Here is a 1,992-nt window from a genome sequence, read left to right as displayed (position 1 = left end):
TCCCGCTGACGCGAAAGGACTCCGTCCCGCGAACAGTGGGTTGGCCAAACCAGGGGGGGAGCTCTAGGGATCCGCCACCTCAAAGGCCCATAGCCCCCGCTCGGCAGGGATCCGATGCAACTGCCCCTTGGGAAAGCGCCGTTGCAGCTCTGCCCCCTGCTGATCCCATACCCACTCGTTCATGAACAGGGTAAACGGCGGTTCTAGGTCTTGGCCGGGCAACGTCTCTGGGGAAAAAACCTTCACCTCCTGCTCCGGCCCAGCAAAAAATTGAATCCAACTTTGCCAGTAGATAGGCTCTCCCCAGCTGAAATAGGGGTAGGCAGTGCTAGCCGCCAGATAGAAGCGGTAGTCGGGATCCATTTGGCGAGCTGCCACATAGCGCCCGGTGGCCCCCACATCGTTGCCCTGCGTCCAGCCTTTGTGGACAAAGTCTCCAAAAATGGCCAGGTTCCACCCCCCAATCAGCAGGATTGCCCCCGCCATCGCCGCCGCCGGCAGCCAACTCCCGGCCCGGGATCCCCAGCGTTCCAGGAGACCTGCCAGCACTTGGATCCCTTCCAAGGTTAGATAGGCTACAAAGGGCAGGATCACCAGCAGGCGGGTGTAGTTGGGGGCTTTGGTGATGGCCAAGCTAAAGAGCAAGTAAAGAAACAGGAAACTGCCGATACACAGCCAGTCGTGGGGTTGGCTGCGCTTCTTGAAAAGGCGGTAGAGGCCGGATCCCAGCCCCAGCCAGATCAAAGCCCCCGTCAAGGGATCCACAAAAGCATGGCCGTAGTTGGGATAGATGTAGCCGCGGTCGTGCTGGCCGGGGTCGTTGAACATACTCAGGCCGTTGAAGATGTTGCGCCAGACCGCCTCCTCTGGCGTAGCCGCATTCACCCACATCTGTTGTAACGCCCGCCCTTCCGGGAAAAAGAGAAATTGTTGGCGAGAGTACTCGGCGCTCACCGCAGGTGCTGTGACCGTGGCCACCAGAATGGGCCCAGCCACCAGAAAAAAGCCCAGCGCCGCGGGCACCGTCAGCTTAGCCAGGACCCAGAGGGGATTAGCTTGCTTGTTTTCTCCTCGGAGATCCTCCCGGCCCAGGAGCAGGTACAGAACTCCAAACAGCAACCCCAGCAGGATCACCACCCGCCCCGGCAAATAGCCGTAGAGGGAGAAAGCCGCCGCTCCTCCCCCCAGATAGAGCAACAGGGGATTTTTTTCCCGCACGCCCTTGAGGAGCAAGGCCAGGGCCGCACACTCCACCAGCACAATCAGGTTTTCCCGCATGGCCATGCGGCTGATGCCCAGCAAGGCGTGGTTGGATCCCAAGAGGGCCGCCCCCGCCAAAGCCAGCCGGGATCCCCAAAATGCCCGAAAAAACCCGTAGGCCACCAGAATGGTGACGACCCCGAAGGCGGCATGTACCGTGCGCACATTGAGCAGCGTGACTCCCCCCATCAGCCGCGTCAGGCCGCCGAAGAGGCTGAACATGAAGCGGGGGAAATAGAAATACTCCGGCATCAGCCCAAAGATATCGGGATAGCGCACCCCTGAGGCGCGACGGGCCATGGAGGTGATCACAATCTCGTCAGTATTGATCTGAAAAGGGATGTTGGGCAGGTCGTAGAGGTAGATCGGGGCAAAGACCAACACCAACAGCCCCAGGTGCAACAGCTCCTGTTGCCAGCGCAGCCGCGTCGGATCCCAAGGGGGTTGAGCCGGGGAAAACTGCGCCCAATACAACCCCACCAGCAGGATGCTCAGCAGCCAGAGGCCAATCTGCAGCACGTGGTAGCCAAACACCCCGTACCAGAGGATCAGGGCTACCCCCAAGCCCAAGCCGGATCCCAGCAGGGGCAGATGCCGGGAGGTCATCACCCTATCCCAAACCGCCATAGAACCGATACGACTGGAATCAGGAACGAATCGATCCCTCTCAGCCTACCAGGCGCAAGATGCTCGACAAAACCAGAACTCAGCTAGAAATCGCAGGAGCCCCGC

At 60.3% G+C, this 1,992-nt stretch carries 1 protein-coding gene; it reads right to left on the bottom strand.

Annotated elements, in window-relative coordinates; all coding sequences use genetic code 11:
* Positions 1-63 precede the first annotated feature (63 nt).
* The gene (locus NW815_RS08835) at positions 64-1,866 is read right to left on the bottom strand and encodes a glycosyltransferase family 39 protein (RefSeq protein WP_414415915.1); all 1,803 of its coding nucleotides are present in this window, start codon (positions 1,864-1,866) and stop codon (positions 64-66) included.
* Positions 1,867-1,992: the final 126 nt, after the last annotated feature.

It is taken from the genome of Synechococcus sp. R6-7 (assembly GCF_047461695.1).
In the GTDB taxonomy this organism is placed as follows: domain Bacteria; phylum Cyanobacteriota; class Cyanobacteriia; order Thermostichales; family Thermostichaceae; genus Thermostichus.
This window is presented reverse-complemented; position numbering and strand designations above follow the sequence as displayed.